The 15,576-nt window shown below is 60.1% G+C and carries 6 protein-coding genes; 3 read left to right on the top strand and 3 right to left on the bottom strand.

All coding sequences use genetic code 11. The annotated features are described in order from the left end of the window. Window positions 1-180 precede the first annotated feature (180 nt). Window positions 181-1,947: a glucan ABC transporter ATP-binding protein/ permease gene (locus AC5I5B_RS20170; RefSeq protein ID WP_026363748.1), complete on the top strand. Its 1,767-nt coding sequence runs from the start codon at window positions 181-183 to the stop codon at window positions 1,945-1,947. Between the two features lie 734 nt (window positions 1,948-2,681). Here the strand turns inward: AC5I5B_RS20170 and AC5I5B_RS20165 are convergent. Next, window positions 2,682-11,177, bottom strand: coding sequence for a glycoside hydrolase family 94 protein (locus AC5I5B_RS20165; protein WP_111834627.1), 8,496 nt, complete (start codon window positions 11,175-11,177; stop codon window positions 2,682-2,684). 576 nt (window positions 11,178-11,753) lie between these two features. Here AC5I5B_RS20165 and AC5I5B_RS20160 point away from each other — a divergent pair. Then, complete coding sequence (locus AC5I5B_RS20160) at window positions 11,754-12,932, top strand: M20 aminoacylase family protein (protein WP_162695549.1); 1,179 nt, start codon at window positions 11,754-11,756, stop codon at window positions 12,930-12,932. 76 nt (window positions 12,933-13,008) lie between these two features. On the opposite strand, the gene AC5I5B_RS20155 is transcribed toward AC5I5B_RS20160, so the two are convergent. Next, on the bottom strand, window positions 13,009-13,152 hold the full coding sequence (locus tag AC5I5B_RS20155; RefSeq protein ID WP_003505150.1) for a hypothetical protein: 144 nt from the start codon (window positions 13,150-13,152) through the stop codon (window positions 13,009-13,011). Between the two features lie 229 nt (window positions 13,153-13,381). Here AC5I5B_RS20155 and AC5I5B_RS20150 point away from each other — a divergent pair, with 229 nt between their 5' ends. Beyond that, window positions 13,382-14,485, top strand: a complete 1,104-nt coding sequence (locus tag AC5I5B_RS20150) for an NAD(P)/FAD-dependent oxidoreductase (protein WP_003505153.1) — start codon at window positions 13,382-13,384, stop codon at window positions 14,483-14,485. A 12-nt stretch (window positions 14,486-14,497) separates the two neighbouring features. Here the strand turns inward: AC5I5B_RS20150 and AC5I5B_RS20145 are convergent, their stop codons facing one another. Further along, a complete protein-coding gene (locus tag AC5I5B_RS20145; protein ID WP_111834626.1) occupies window positions 14,498-15,472 on the bottom strand; it encodes a threonine ammonia-lyase in 975 nt (324 codons plus the stop codon). Window positions 15,473-15,576: the final 104 nt, after the last annotated feature.

Raw genomic sequence — 15,576 nt, 5'->3', positions numbered from 1 at the left:
GGGAAACATCGGGTTCGGTTTTTTCGGTTCGCACGCGCGGTCAATCTGTTAAGCCGCCATTCAGACAGAAAGAGCGATAATTACACAAAATTCGCCGTCTCATGCAACCTTGCTAAAGTAGCATGGCGTTGAGGCCGAACAATAAACCGCTTGAAAAGACGCACGGACTGGATTGAAAATTTGACCTTGTTTCAGGTTTATACACGCGCTCTGCGCTATCTGACCGTTCATAAATGGCGTGTGACGGTTGTCGTCATTGCCAACGTCATTCTTGCAGCGATCACCATCGCCGAACCCGTACTGTTCGGCCGGATCATTGACGCCATCTCTTCCGGCACCAATGTCACGCCCATTCTCATTCTGTGGGCGGGTTTTGGCGTCTTCAACACCGTCGCTTATGTCGCGGTCGCCCGCGAGGCCGACCGGCTGGCCCATGGCCGGCGCGCTTCGCTGCTGACGGAAGCCTTTGGGCGCATCATCTCCATGCCGCTCTCCTGGCACCATCAGCGCGGCACGTCGAACGCCCTGCACACGCTCCTGCGCGCCAGCGAAACGCTGTTTGGCCTCTGGCTCGAATTCATGCGCACGCATCTGGCCACTTTCGTCGCGCTGGTGCTGCTTGTGCCGACCGCCATGTCCATGGACATGCGCCTCAGTTTCGTTCTGATTGGCCTCGGCATCGTCTACTGGTTCATCGGCAAGTGGGTGATGGGCCGCACCAAGGATGGCCAGGCTTCGGTAGAGGAGCACTATCACAGCGTTTTTGCCCATGTCAGCGATTCCATCAGCAACGTGTCGGTGCTGCACAGCTACAACCGCATCGAGGCTGAAACGAAGGCGCTGAAATCCTTCACTGAAAAACTCTTGAGCGCACAATATCCGGTGCTTGACTGGTGGGCCTTTGCGAGTGCTCTGAACCGCACGGCCTCCACTGTTTCGATGATGATCATCCTCGTCATCGGTACCGTTCTGGTCAAGAACGGCGAATTGCGCGTCGGCGACGTCATCGCCTTCATCGGTTTTGCCAATCTCCTGATTGGCCGTCTGGATCAGATGCGGCAATTCGTGACGCAAATTTTCGAAGCCCGCGCCAAGCTCGAGGATTTCTTCGTTCTGGAGGATTCCGTCAAGGAACGGGAAGAGCCGGGCGACGCCCGCGAATTGTCGAATGTCTCCGGCACCGTGGAATTCCGCCACATCAATTTCGGTTTCGCCAACACCAAGCAGGGCGTTCATGACGTCTCGTTCACGGCGAAGGCCGGCGAGACCGTTGCGATCGTCGGTCCGACGGGCGCCGGCAAGACAACGCTCATCAACCTTCTGCAGCGCGTCTACGATCCCGATTCCGGCCAGATCCTGATCGATGGCACCGATATTTCGACGGTGACGAAAAATTCGCTCCGCAATTCCATCGCCACAGTATTTCAGGATGCCGGGCTGCTGAACCGCTCCATCCGCGAAAACATCCGCCTCGGCCGTGAATCGGCAACCGATGCGGAAGTGATGGAAGCAGCGGCGGCAGCGGCGGCAACGGATTTCATCGACAGCCGCATCAATGGCTATCTGACCCAGGTCGGTGAACGCGGCAACCGCCTGTCCGGCGGCGAGCGCCAGCGCATCGCCATTGCGCGCGCCATCCTGAAGAACGCTCCCATTCTGGTTCTGGACGAAGCGACCAGTGCGCTGGACGTGGAAACGGAAGCCCGCGTGAAGGCCGCTGTCGACGCGCTGAGAAAGAACCGTACGACCTTCATCATCGCCCACCGCCTTTCCACGGTCCGCGATGCCGATCTCGTCCTCTTCCTCGATCAGGGCCGGATCATCGAAAAGGGTACTTTCGATGAGCTGAGCCAGCGCGGCGGACGCTTCACCTCGCTGCTGCGCACCAGCGGCCTGCTGACAGAAGATGAAGGCCAGCAGCCCCGGCCAAAGGCCATAGCTTCCTGAGTGTTTGGCTGACAGAATGAGAACAGGGCGGACAGCATGCTTGTCCGCCCTTTTTTCTTTGCCCGCTTCCCGACGGCAGTGCCAGATCACAGGTCTCCTATCGGAGAATTCCGGTCAAGGAACTGGCCAGCCAAAAATCGATCTGCCCGAATGGGAGGACATTTCCCAGAAAGGCAACGATACCTGCTGCGAGATTAGTTAGGAAAACTCCGAGCACCACGCCAAGCGTTACTCCGACGCTCGTCTTCCGCGGGTAGCGCGCCAACCAACACGACAACGCCAGGGAAAGAATGGCGAGCAACACCAACAGTGCAGGTTCTGTGAAAGAGGTGTTGAATTGCAAGGTAACTCCCTTTCCGATCGACCGAGAATATCGCGAAACACGCGGAGACCAATCAAGATTCCTGAGTGCAAATCCTGAAGCCGACCATAGATGACAGGTTCCTGCCGTTGCCCGTCTTCAATAATTAATCACTCGCAACTGCTGCTTTTTTCCGAAAAGATTGACGACAGGTCGGACCGGACAAATCCGGCACTGCGCCGTGAAGGCCTGCCTGCATGACCTTATCTCGGTGCCGCAGGACCTTTCAGCCGACCGCTGCGAAGGAGACCGGGCTTCCGGGCCATGATCCGGCCGATGTGCCAAGTTGGAAACCAAGCTAGCACCATAAAAATTCAGGCCCCTGCGTCACCACAGGAGCCTGAGTCTAAAAGCGAACAGAGGCCTGATCGTCTCAGTCGAAGGGGATCACCCTGTCGCCTGCCGACAAAGCCTTGCCATCGACGGATACGGAGACTTCCGCCCCACCGGCCTTGCGGCTGACGGCGATGTCCCTTGCCTTCCCGTCGAGCGTGATCTTCACCGAGAAACCGCTCCAGTCCTCCGGCAGAGACGGCGCAATATGCAGCTTGCCGTCGGTGCGTGTGATGCCGAGAATACCCTCGACAGCGGCGCGGTAGAGCCAGCCGGCCGAACCCGTGTACCAGCTCCAGCCTCCACGGCCCGCATAAGCGCCTTCACCGTAAACATCCGCGGTCACCACATAGGGTTCGACCCGATAGGTTTCTGACGATGCCGCATCGAGCGCATGATTGACCGGGTTGAGCAGCTTGAAGCAGTTCCATGCCTCCTGCGCCCTACCCTGCTTGGCGAGGGCAAGAACCACCCAGGTTGCGGCATGGGTATATTGCCCGCCGTTTTCACGCACGCCCGGCGGATATCCCTTGATGTAACCCGGATCATGCGGTGCACGCGAGAAGGGCGGCGTGAACAGCCTGATAATGCCGGTCTGCTCATCGACCAGATGCTCCATGACGGCATCCATGGCCTGCCGCGACCGACCCTCTTCGCCTTCGCCGGAGAGAACGCTCCAGCTCTGGCCAAGGGAATCGATCCGGCACTCCTCGCTTTCGGCGGAACCGAGCGGCGTGCCGTCATCGAAATAACCGCGCCGGTAATAGCTGCCATCCCAACCCGCTGTTTCCAGCGCGTTGCGCAGCCTTTCCCGATGCGATGCCCATTTGCCGACGCGGTCGGCATCGCCACGCTTTTCCGCAATCTCGATGAAATCGCGCAACGCCCCGGAAAGGAACCAGCCGAGCCAGACGCTGGTGCCCTTGCCGCCGACGCCGACGCGGTTCATGCCGTCGTTCCAGTCGCCGCCGAGGATCAGCGGCAGGCCATTTTCGCCGGTGCGATGAATGGCGAGATCAAGCGCCAGCGCCGCATGTTCGTAAAGCGTGGCGGATCTGTCGCTGATCTCCGGCTGGAAGAAAGCATCATGCTGGCCGGGCATCAATGCCGCCCCCTTCAGGAAGGGGATGCTTTCATCGAGGATCGCGACATCACCCGTGGCCGAGACATATTGGTTGATCGCATATGCGAGCCAGACCACGTCATCCGAGATGGTCGTGCGAACACCGGCGCCCGTCAGAGGCAACCACCAGTGCTGCACATCGCCTTCGGGGAACTGGCGACCGGCTGCGCGCAGGATCTGCTTGCGGGCGAGATCCGGCTGGTAGAGCAGGAAGGCTAGCGTATCCTGAAGCTGGTCGCGGAAGCCGAAGGCGCCGCTCGACTGGTAAAAGGCCGTGCGCGCCAGAATGCGGCACGCCAGCGCCTGATAGGGCAGCCAGTTATTGACCATGTGATTGAAGCCGGCATCGGGCGTGGAAACCTGCAGCTGGCCGGTAAAGCCGGTCCAGAATGCCTTGCTCTCGTCCAGCACCGTCTGGAAGTCCGCGTTGCGAACATCCTTCACCAGCGCTTCGGCCTCTTCCGCATTGTCGGCATCGCCGAGAATGAAGGTCATGTGCCGTTCTTCACCGGGCTTCAGATGGATTTCCTGCATCAGCGCCGCGCAGGGATCGCCATCGACCTCGGTGCTGCCGCTGAGTGCGCTACCCGACACGATGCCCTGCGGGGCCTGTGCCGAACCGAAGCGGCCGATGAATTCCCGGCGGCTGGTGGTGAAGCCGCTCACCTCACTGTCAAGCGTCAGGAATGCCGTGCGGGCGCTATAGTCGATGCTGTAGGGGTTCGACGCGAAGATCGCATTGCTGCCGGCATCGTGTCTGCTCAGAATGAACGGCGCGGATTTCTGGGCGTTGTTGCCCAGCACCCATTCCACATAGGCGTAGACCTTCAGGCGCCGGCTTTTTGAACCCTTGTTGCGAACGATGACCTGCGAGAACTTGACCGGTTTTTCGCGATCAACGGTCTGTGTCACTTCGACTTCAAGTGTATCGGCCACGCCTGTCAGCACGGAGTAACCTAGGCCATGGCGGGTTTCGAACATGGCTTCCGGATCGCGCGACAGCGCGGCGCAGGGAGTATAGAGCTTTCCTGTCTCCACATCGACGACATAGAAGGCCTCACCCGGCCGGTTGACGACCGGATCGTTGCTCCAGGGCGTCAGCTGATAGTCGCGCGAATTGCGGCTCCAGCTGAAGCCGGCGCCTTCGGCCGAAATGTGGAAGCCGAAACTCTCGTTCGAGATGACGTTGATCCACGGATGCGGCGTGGACTGCCCGCCATTGAGGCGCACAACATATTCCTGGCCGTTCCTGGCGAAGCCGCCAAAACCGTTCCAGAAATCGAGATCACCCGCATCTTCGACCTGTTCCGCAACCGGGAAGGACGGTACCGGCAGACGGGCCTGCGCAGCGTCGCTTGTGCCATCGGGGCCGCGATGGGCCGCAAACAGCGAGACCGCACGGTTGATCTGGTCGACAATCTTGCCGTTGCGCACGTGGAGAACGACGCGGGAAGCGGCGAGAAGCGCGCTCCACGTCTCTTCGTCCATCAGGTCGCGGCGCACGGAGAAGACGTGCGGACGACCGCCATCGGCGGGATTGATGCGGCGCTGCGCCTCGGAAATATGATCCAGCGCATGCTGCATGTCCTGTGCATAGGATGCAGCCCGTTCGTTGACGATAACGAGATCGAAGATCACGCCGCGTGAACGCAGATATTCATGGGCGCTCAGCGCCTCACGGGCGATATCCATGTCCATATCGTCGTTGATGCGCAAGCTGAAGATCGGGAAATCGCCTGAAATCGCGAGCGGCCACAAAGCACGCTGCGAGGCAAGGCCGGTTTTCAGCGTTTCCGAATCCGCACGCAGATGCATGTCCGGATAGGTCAGATAACGGCCGAGATGCTGGAAGGCGGCCGCCTGCTGCGAGGTGACGCCCACATGGCGCATCTGCACCTGCGTGCGTGTCCAGGCGTGCACGAGTTCATGGGCAAACGCGTCCGGATGACGATAACGGTCGATCGCCTTGTCGACCTCCTCGCGGCTTGGCGCGGCAATCGTCCAGAAAATCACGCTCACCTTCTTGCCCGCCGGCACGCGTACGGTGCGGCGCAATGACAGGATCGGATCAAGCGTGAAGCCGTCGTTGCTGGAAAGCGTCGCACCGGCATCGAAAGCCGCCGCTTCGCGCAGCGAGCGGCCGCGGCCGATGAACTTGGCACGATCGGTCTCGAATTCCGTCGGGCGCGACGGGCCGGCATTGTCGGCGGCAAGATGCGCGATGACGGTGCCGGGCTCGTTCGGGCTGCGACGGTTGCGCCAGGCGCGGATGACATCACCGCGGCGGCCGATCTCGGTCTGCACGAACATGCGCGAGAACAGCGGATGGGCGTTGTCGTCATCTTCAGACGCAATGACGGGCTCCATATAGGAGGTCACTTCGATATAGCGATCCTCGGAACCGACATTGAGCAGCGTGACGCGGCGGCCTTCGGCATCGTGCTCGGTGGCGACAATGCATTCGACCACGCTCTGCAGATCGCCGGTGGTCTTGTGGAACTCGGCCTTGTCGTCGGTGAAGATCGTCTTGGTCTTTTCGCCTTCGATAACACGCGGCTCTGCCGTCGCACTCCACCATTGTCCGTTGGTGGTGTCGCGCAGGAAGATGAAGGTGCCCCAGCGGTCTTCGGTCGGATCGGCCTTCCAGCGGGAAATCGCCTGACCGTTCCACTTCGAATAACCGGCACCCGTCGAGGTGAGCATCGTCGAATAATGGCCGTTCGAAAGGAACACCACTTCGCGGTCGCGCGCGGCCGGGTCGACGATGGAGCGCACTTCCGCACGCAACAGGTCCGCCTGTTCCTTGCCGGGGGTTTCCGGCTCGTATTTCGCGCTCATGACGGGCACTTCGCGCGGTGCCTTTTCCTGCAACAGCAGTTCGGCCGCTTCAATCACCGGATCGGAATGGAAGAGTTCGCGCAGCACGCCATCGAAAGCGACGTTGGCGACGGCCGCAATCGACATGCCGTGGTGGTGGGCATAATAGTTGTAGACCACCGCGCAGACCTTACCATCAGGCACACGTGTCGGTGTGAAATCCACCGCATCATGGAAGCCGTACTGGCCAAGCGCGCCAAGCTTGCGCAGCTTGTCGAGGTTCTCAAGCGCACCATCAGGATCGTACTGGCTGGCGAGGATCGACGCATAGGGCGCGATGACAGCATTCTGGCCGAGACCGCGCTTGAGGCCAAGCGTCGGCACACCGAAGTTGGTGTACTGGTAGTTCATGTTGTGATCGCGGGCGTTGAACGCCGCTTCGGAAATGCCCCATGGCGTGCCGAGGCGGCGGCCGTGGTTCATCTGTTCCTTAACGATCAGATTGTTGGTCTGGTTGAGAATGCCGCCCTGACGCTCCTGCATGACGAGCGGGGGCATCAGATATTCGAACATCGAACCCGACCAGGAGACCAGCGCGCCCTGCGCACCGATCGGCACGACCTGACGGCCGAGACGGTACCAGTGCTCTGTCGGCAGATCGCCCTTGGCGATGGCAAACAGGCTGGTCAGACGGCATTCGGACGCCAGAAGGTCGTAGCAGGCCTCGTCCAGCTCCTTGCTTTCGACGCGATAGCCAATCGACAGAAGACGGCGATCCTTGCGGTACAGGAACGTGAAGTCCATCGAGAAAGCGAGGTTGCGGCTGCGGTCGCGCAGCGATGCGAGACGCTGGCGCAACGGTTCCATATTGGTGAGATCGATGGCGCTGTCGGAAATATGCGCCTCACAGCAATCCACCAGCAATTGCGCCCAGCGGGTCACTTCCGCGCTCTGCGCAGACTTCACTTCGTGATCGACATTGGTAGCGAGTTTCTGGATGTCGCGCGCAAGCACCGCCAGATTGATGACGCGGATCGATGCGAATTCATGCTCGCGCTTGACGGACGCCAGAGCGTTCGAGAACCCGATGATACGCTCTTCGAGACGGCGATGCAGCGGACGCAGGTTCTTGCGGTCGTCAGGCAGCGCTTTCAGCGTTTCGCGCAGGATGCCGGCCAGATCGCCGATACCGTCCAGATTGCCCTGAAGATGCGCGGAAGGCGCTTCCGCCCACTGGCGGCAGGCCGACGAAACTGCAATCAGGTGACCGGCAAGATTGCCGCTGTCCACCGCCGAAACATAGCGGGGTCCAAGCGTCTGCAACGTGTCCGTATGGTACCAGTTGTAGAGATGGCCGCGATGTTTCTCCATCTTCTCGACGGTCTGGATCGTGTTCTCGATCCGCTCCAGAGTATCGGCAAAGCTGATCCAGCCGAACTGGCGCGCCGAAATGATGGAAAGCAGGTAGACGCCGATATTGGTGGGCGACGTGCGCGAAGCGACGATCGGCTCCGGCGTTTCCTGGAAGTTATCAGGCGGCAGGTGGTTTTCCTGCGGCGTCACGAAGGCCTCGTAATAACGCCATGTGCGGCGCGCGATCTTGCGAAGCTCGAAGGAGACGTGTTCCGAAACGAACAGCCGGTCTTCGGTTTCAGCCGACTGGCTGACATACCAGGCAACGGCAGGCGACAGAACCCAGAGAAGCGTGAAGGGAATGCCGATCAGGAAGGCATTGTCACCCGGCAGCGCCGCGAACAGCAGGCCGAGCATCGCCACTACGGGCGCATGCCACATCTGTCGATAATAATCGATGATGCTGCCCTGCGCGCTCGACTGCATGCTGGCGGCGGTACGCCATTCCAGCATCAGCTTGTGGCTGACGAGCAGGCGGTAAAGCGAGCGGGCAATCGCGTCGGTCATCATGCAGGCGGCATCGGCGATGAAGACGATGCGCAGCGCCACCTGTGCGTTGGTCGCGCGGATTTCCGACCAGATGGTGTGGAAATGCGCCTGCGGCACGATATCGGTGGAGCGCGGCACGAGACCGGAGAGCAGGGAAAGCGTGGGGGCTACGAACAGCGAGAAGATCAGCAGGATCTGCCAGATCAGCGCACCGAGCGGATCCATGAAATACCAGCCGAGGATCGAGGCAAAGAACCAGGCGATCGGCGTCAGCGAGCGACGCAGGTTATCGACCATCTTCCAGCGGCCGATCGCGGTAACGCCACGGGCACGATCGAGGATAAAGGGCAGAAGCTGCCAGTCGCCACGCGCCCAGCGATGCTGGCGCGAGACTTCAACCTCATAGCGGGTCGGGAAATCCTCGACCAGTTCCACGTCGGTCACCAGCGCGCAGCGCGCGAAGGAGCCTTCGAGCAGATCGTGGCTGAGAATGGAGTTTTCCTCGATCCGGCCCTTCAGCGCCGCCTCAAAGGCATCCACATCGTAAAGGCCCTTGCCGGTGAAGGTGCCCTCGGACGTCAGGTCCTGATAGACGTCGGAAACGGTGAAGACGTAAGGATCGATACCGCGGTTGATCGAGAAGACCCGCTGGAAAACGGATGCGTCCTTGCCGGTGGTGAGCGAGGGCGTTACGCGCGGCTGCAGCAGACCGTAGCCTTCGACAACCCGTCCGGACACCGGGTCAATCACCGGACGATTGATCGGGTGGTGCATCTTGCCGACAAGCTTGGTCACCGCATCGCGCATCAGGCGCGTATCGGCATCCAGTGTCATGACGTATTTCACGCCCTCCGGCACGACATTGGCGCCGCCGAGGAACGTTGTATCCTTGTCGCCGCGCAGCAGCATGTTCAGCTCATGCAGCTTGCCGCGCTTGCGCTCCCAGCCCATCCAGCAGCCTTCAGCCGAATTGTAGATGCGGCGGCGGTGCAACAGGTAAAAGCGTGTCTTGCCGTCAAAGGCATAACGGCTGTTCAGCGCCGCAAGCTCACGCTTGGCATAATCGAGAATTTCGAGGTCATCGTCGGACTGTTCATACTGCGCATCGCGCCAGTCGCTCACCAGCGAGAAATAAATCTCGCCATGCGGATTGGCGAGATAATGCACCTCGATATTGCGCATCATCTCATCGACACTGTCGCGGCTGGTCAGCATGCAGGGCACGGCAACCAGCGTGCGGGCGTCCTGCGGAATACCGTTCTTGAACTCGTATCCGACCAGCCGGAACGGCTTCACAAAGAAGGTGACGAGCGTGTTGAAGAGGCCGGTCGCGCCCTCGGATGCCGGCAATGCGAACATCAGCAGGAAGGCGGTCACCACATACCAGGGCATGCCCGCCTGCGCCAGGAACCAGCCAACGGCGAGCATGGCGAGCGCGGTGATTAGAAACACCGGCGCCGCAATCGCAAGCCAGTTGAACTTGCGCATCGCCCGGACGATACGCTGCGACACCAAAGGCCGGTAACCCAGCGCCTTCTCAAGCTCGAAACGACGCTGGCCCACGAGCACGGAGCCGACATTGACGGGATGTGTCTCGTCCGCCTCCACAGGCGTATCAGCGCGCGCCATTTCGACAGCGGCACGCGCAACCTCAACTTCAGTCTTGGGAGAACGGCGCGCCAGAAGTTCGATAGTATTGCGGTAGGTGTTTCGCGAACCGAAATCGAGCGTTTCGTAATCGGTCTCTTCGCGCAGAACCTTGTCGATGTGGCTGACTTCCTCGAACCACACCGACCATTCGGTATCGTCGATTTCGCGCAGGCTCTTGACGATGTTGCCCATCGTCACGTTGCCGGATGCAAGACGGTTATGTTCCGACATCATGACGTTTTCGGCGTCCGTGCCGGCAGCATGCAGGCGCTCTTCGAGCCATGCCACCGCAAAACCCGATGTCTGGGAGCCGTTGCGGAGACGATAAAGGAATTGCGTTGCGAAAGTCGGGTCGTCGACCAGCGTATCGACCTGCTTCAAAAGGGCCGCGGAGGCCTCCGCATCGTTGAGACGAATGATCTCGTCAACGACCTCGTTCGCCTTCTGGCGCATGCGGCGCGAACGCTCCACACGGATGGAGATGCGGCGAAGATTTTCGATGAGGACAAAACGGATGATCGACGGCAGCGCCCACAATTCGCCGATCTGCAGCGTCTTTGAGGTCTGGTAGCCATCCACCAGCGCCGTCATGTTCTCGCGCGAAACCGTGCTGTGGGTATGGGCGACATAAAGCCAGCCGAGCGCCATGACCCGCGGGATCGTCACCCCGCCCACCGTCATCGTCGGCAGCTGGCGATAGAACTTGCGCGGAAAATCGCGGCGAACTTCCTGGATCGCCTCTTCGATGACGTAGTGATTGTCGAGCAGCCATTCCGCCGCCGGCGTTATCGTCGCGCCATTTTCCGCGTCGACCGCCGTTGTGCGGTAGACCCGCAGAATTTCCTTCTCGTTCTCGCGATGACGCTCGAAGAAATCGAACTCCATGAAGCCGGGAAGGCTGTCGGCGCCATCGCGCGAAAGCGCGGCGCCCGCATCATGCAGTTCCTCGACCGTCATATAGGACGCGCGGATCGAATCGTTATGATCGATCTGCTTCGTCTCGGAATCACGGGCGGCGGCGGTCGGGGTAATATGAAATGACATCGGGCTCGTATTCTGAACTTTAGGGAAACTTGTTCGACTTGACCGGCATTTCGTCCATGGCGGGAACACATACGAAAATCAGGCCACGCTATATTTATGACTTATCCTGAACCTTCGGTGAACCGGACCGGACGCCGTGCGGAACGGATCGTCAGGCGGGTGGTATCCGCAGGTGCAGCATGTTGCAGTGAAATTATTCCGATACGATCGGAAAACCGCAGATCGGTGCGGACAGGAGATTTTCGATAACAGGAAGAAAATGGCATCCTGCGGCCCGGCAATGCCGTTCCGACCGAATTTCGCACCCTCCCCGACGGCGAAAATTGTTCGCGCAACGTCGATAATCCCCCGTTGACAACCTGAAGGGCAACGCGGAACCGAGACTGCCCGCGCTACATCCGAAAGAAGCTAATGCCCCAGGACGTCAATAGTTCCATGCCACCTGTCGCGGCACGATGCAAGCGCTGAATTTCAGGCCATTTCCGCGCCGATGACGACACTTTAGAATACATAAATATGCTGATATGTCCTTTGGGAAAGACGCCGGAAAAAACGGCCAAACCCGGGATTCTGAAAATGACGAAACAGACCGCGAATATCGCATCCTTTGCCAACCATATGCCGGATGTGGTGGCCATACGCCGCCACCTGCACCGCAATCCGGAAATCGGTCTTTCGGAGTTCAAAACCTCGGACTTCATTGCCGGGCAATTGGTGGAAATGGGTTATGAGGTGACGCGCGGGCTCGCCGGCACCGGTATCGTCGCCACGCTCAGCAATGGCGACAGCACGCGCACGCTCGGCATCCGCGCCGATATCGACGCCCTCCCGATCCACGAAGAGACGGGGGCGGATTATGCAAGCGCCAATCAGGGCGTGATGCATGCCTGCGGCCACGATGGCCACACCGCCATGCTGCTCGGCGCGGCAAAGATCATCGCTGAGCGCAAGAATTTCGATGGAACCCTGCATCTGATCTTCCAGCCGGCGGAAGAAAATTTCGGCGGCGCCAGAATCATGATCGAGGACGGGCTATTCGAACGTTTTCCCTGCGATGCGGTTTTTGCCCTGCATAACGATCCCGGCCTGCCCTTCGGGCAATTCGTGCTGCGCGAGGGGCCGATTCTCGCCGCTGTCGACGAGTGCAAGATCACCGTCAACGGTTACGGCGGCCACGGCGCCGAGCCGCAGGACGCGGCCGACCCCATCGTTGCCGGCGCGAGCATCATCATGGCCTTGCAGACGGTGGTATCCCGCAATATCCATCCGCAATTGTCGGCGGTCGTCACCGTTGGCGCGTTCCATGCGGGTGCTGCCAGCAATGTGATTCCCGAGACGGCGGAAATGCTGCTGACCATCCGCTCCTTCGATCCGGGCGTGCGCGATGAGCTGGAAAAGCGCATCCGGGCGATAGCCGAAGGCCAGGCGGCCAGCTATGGCATGAGCGTCACCATCGATTACGAGCGCGGGTATAACGCAACGGTCAACCACAAGGCGGAAACGGATTATGTCGCCGATCTCGCCCGCCGCTTTGCCGGAACTGAAAGGGTGGCTGAGATGCAGCGCCCGTCGATGGGCGCGGAAGACTTCGCCTATATGCTGGAGAAGCGGCCCGGCTGTTATTTTTTCCTCGGCACCGCGCGCACCGACAACGACCCGCCGCTGCACCATCCGAAATTCGATTTCAACGACGATATCCTGCCGATCGGAACCGCTTTCTGGGTTGATCTGGCCGAGGATTACCTGAAGGCATGAATGGACATGAAAAAGGCCGGTCGGAGGAGCGACCGGCCTTTTGTTCTCAAATACCCTGATGAGAAAGTCGGGAGGATCAGGGAACGAGACCGAATATGACGGCAGCGACAAACGCCACGCAGACGCCGACAAGAGCCGCATGAACCGAATCTTTCCAGTTACGCGGCGACTGGGGCTGCGAGACAAAGTCTTTCACTTTTCCTGCCTTGGAATAAGACATTGTGCACTCCCTTCCTGCTCGGCCCTTCAAAGCGGGCATTGCTTATTTCACGTAGAGAATAGCTTTATTCCCCACTGTTTCAGTAGAGATAAAATTCCATAAGATTGGCGCATCGGGAAAAATACGGATTGCGACTTGCCCACCGGCAAGCATCAATCTACCCATTGCCCGGGATCAACGCGCTGGAGGGCATTTCCGTTCAAAACCAGCGGCGGGCACGGAAAAGACCATGACGGATATCGACGCCATCATCATCGGAGCCGGGGTGATCGGACTGGCGACAGCACGCGAGCTGGCGATGCGCGGCCTCTCCGTCATCATCCTCGAAAGCGAAAAGGAATTCGGCTCGGCCACTTCCTCCCGCAACAGCGAAGTCATTCACGCCGGGCTCTATTATCCGGCCGGAAGCCTCAAGGCCCGGCTTTGCGTGGAAGGCAAGGCGCGACTCTATGCTTTCTGTCAAAGCCACGGCGTCTCATATCGCCGCTGCGGCAAACTCATCGTCGCCGCGAGCGATGAAGAGACGGCCATGCTCACCACCCTCCGCGAAAAAGGCAAAGCCAACGGTTGCGACGACCTTGAGCTGATCGATGAGCGACAGGCAGTCTCGCTCGAACCCGCGCTCACCTGCGTCGCAGCCCTGACATCGCCCTCGACCGGTATCATCGACAGCCATGGTTATATGCTGGCGCTCCTTGGAGACGCGCAGGATCATGGCGCAGCCCTTGCCCTGAACGCACCCTTCGAAAAGGCAGAAGTGATCGGCGATGGTTTCCGGGTTCACGTCGGCGGCGCGGAGCCCACAAGCCTGACATGCCGGCTGCTCGTCAATTCCGCCGGACTTGTTGCGCCGATGGTGGCAAGAAAGATCGAAGGATTGTCGGAGGATTTGGTCCCGCAAGCGCGTTTTGCCAAAGGCAGCTATTTTTCGCTGGCCGGCAAGTCGCCCTTTTCACGGCTGATCTACCCCGCACCTCACACCCATGGCCTTGGCGTGCATCTCACTCTCGATCTTGCCGGCCAGGCCCGTTTCGGGCCGGATGTGGAATGGGTGGACACCATCGATTACGCCGTTGATCCCCGCCGCATGGAGGGTTTTGGCGACGCGATACGGCGTTATTGGCCGGGCCTTCCCGACCATGCGCTGATTCCGGCCTATTCCGGAATCCGGCCGAAGATTTCCGGTCCGGACGAACCGGCCATGGATTTCCGCATTGACGGGCCGGAAACCCACGGCGTTGCCGGCCTCGTCAATCTCTTCGGCATAGAAAGCCCCGGCCTGACCGCCTCGCTGGCGATTGCCAACGAGGTCGCGGCACGACTCGAGGCTTGATCTCAACCTCATTCAGCCGAAACGGGACAGCGCGCCCACCATGATGTCAGGATCGACATTGCCGCCGGAAGCCACTGCAATCGCCGTTTCGCTCTCCAGTTCATCGCCGTGGAAGAGGGCCGCCGCCAGCGCCACCGCACCACCGGGTTCGACGACGATCTTCAGCCGGTTGAAGGCGAGAACCATCGCCCGCAGCGCTTCCTCCTCGGTCACGGCAATGCCCTTTCCGCAAAGCTCCGCCATGATCGGGAAAGTAATGTTTCCGGGCTGTGGCGTGACGATCGCGTCGCAGATCGAACCCGAGGTCGTGGCGTTACGCTCGATCTTGCCCGAGGCAAGGGAGCGGGCCACATCGTCGAACCGCTCCGGTTCTGAAGTCCTGACCCTGTAGTTCTGAGCTTTCGCCGCAAGTGCAAGGGAGATGCCGGATGTGAGGCCACCGCCACCGCAAGGCACCAGAACCTCGGCTGCATCGATACCCAGCTCCGCGCCCTGTTCGGCAATCTCCAGCCCCACCGTCCCCTGCCCGGCAATAACCAGCGGTTCGTCATAGGGCCTGATCAGTGTCAGCCCACGCTCGCGCGAAATGCGATCTCCGATGGCATCGCGATCTTCGTTCGCCCGGTCGTAGAGCACCACGTCCGCACCATAGGCGCGGGTATTGTCGATTTTGATCTTCGGTGCATCCGACGGCATGATGATGACGGCGGGAACGCCGTGCAGGCGGGCTGCAAGGGCCACGCCCTGCGCATGGTTGCCGGAGGAAAAGGCGATAACACCCTTGCCGCGCACCTGCGCGGGCAGGCCGGAGACGGCCGACCAGCCGCCGCGAAACTTGAAGGAACCCGTCCTCTGCAGGCATTCGGCCTTTATGAACAGCTTTCGCCCGGCAATCTCATCCAGAAAAGGTGACGACAGCAATGGCGTCCGCACCGCGTGGTTGCCGATACGCTCGCGCGCGGCCTCTATCATCGAAATATCTGTCATGTCCTGCCCTCGATAATGCGGATGTAACGCGGATTCGCGGATACATTAGGAGGTCGCAATCAAATGCGAAACAGTCCGAAAGGAAAAATCCCCGGACGTGGCCG

The organism is Agrobacterium sp., assembly GCF_059499945.1.
Note: the sequence above shows the minus strand (reverse complement) of the source record. Positions and strands in the feature narration are given on the sequence as shown.